Origin of the sequence: Hahella ganghwensis DSM 17046 (assembly GCF_000376785.1) — a bacterium.
GTDB lineage: Bacteria > Pseudomonadota > Gammaproteobacteria > Pseudomonadales > Oleiphilaceae > Hahella > Hahella ganghwensis.
Map to the genome: position 1 here is coordinate 1 of NZ_AQXX01000003.1, position 1,149 is coordinate 1,149.

2 protein-coding genes and 1 pseudogene are annotated in these 1,149 nt (G+C 40.5%); all 3 read left to right on the forward strand.

Annotated features, from left to right (window positions below; genetic code table 11):
* Positions 1-263, forward strand: a 263-nt coding sequence (locus tag F566_RS31345; RefSeq protein ID WP_033415481.1) for a hypothetical protein, incomplete at its 5' end; no start/stop codon positions are given.
* A gap of 1 nt (position 264) precedes the next feature.
* Positions 265-753 (forward strand): hypothetical protein, encoded by a 489-nt coding sequence (locus F566_RS0100025; RefSeq protein WP_020404948.1) that lies wholly within the window; start codon positions 265-267, stop codon positions 751-753.
* A gap of 85 nt (positions 754-838) precedes the next feature.
* Positions 839-1,149 (forward strand): annotated as a pseudogene (locus F566_RS37220) (hypothetical protein); the annotation flags it as partial.

The window sequence follows — 1,149 nt, forward strand, 5'->3', positions numbered from 1 at the left end:
CACGTCAAAGCTATTTTAATAGCTATGACGAGGCGCAAGAGGTGCTTGATGCTGTCCATTCTGGGGCAGCACAGGTGTTGGGTAAAACTAAAAATGGAAATGTACTGGTAAAATATGATGGTGTGCAAGGGATGAATAATAATATTGGGGCGGGTTACATAGACCAGCCAACTAACATATTTATGATTAAAGGGACCAAAAACCCTGCGGTAGTGCCTACTTCTCCTCAGGCGGTACCTGCAAGAGTTGTTGAGACGGATTGATATGAAACTTATTTCAAATATCAAAAAATTAATGATTTCACTTGAGGGTGAGTTTGTAGAACGTATAGTTTATATGTTGGAGGAGCTAGATATTGGAGACCAGTCTGACTATGAGTTTGATTTTTGTTCTTCATTATTTATGGAATTTCGAGGCGGGAAAATCGTCGAATTAAGGTCAATTGATGTTGACTCTAATTATTCGCTATATGCTAGGAATCTATCGTCTGAAGATTTTGCTCTAATAATGAATGGTTTTAGTAAGAATTGTGAATCCTCTATAAGAGAGAGATTCTTCAATGGAGAAAAACTACAAGAAGTGAAAATTGTGGAAAGTGAAGGATATATTGAGGAAGTTAGAGTTGGACTTGAAAATCACTTTATCGATATTAAGTCTGGATATGTATACGATGAAGAAGATGGCAGTGAAATAGTTACGCCAGATGAGATGTTGCTTTTATACATTACTAGAAAAGGGAGGCATCTTATATAAGTTGAGTGCCCAAGAGAGCCTTTTCTGATTCGATGTCTGCTGGAAAAGTGGTGGGTTTGACGCGTAAGTTTGATGAATTCAATGGATGTCCCGTTATTTTTTATTCCACATAGACGACTACCTGACCCTGGTTGACTGGACAGGGCGTGCGATTCGGGAAGGTAAGAAAGGTTCTATACCGGTGCATATATGGCCAATACTGGAGTGTGTTCAGGTAGATCCCAGTGAATGGTGTGATGGAGTTTCCTGCTTTGGCTATCGCTTTCCTCGACTGGCAGGGAAAGTCGCACAGAAAATTAAAGGGACATATATGGATGCCTCCCCGATTTCAAGGACAATGACGATTGCCGGTCGCGTACATATATCCGGTCTTTGTATGGCGCAATTTTGCGCCTG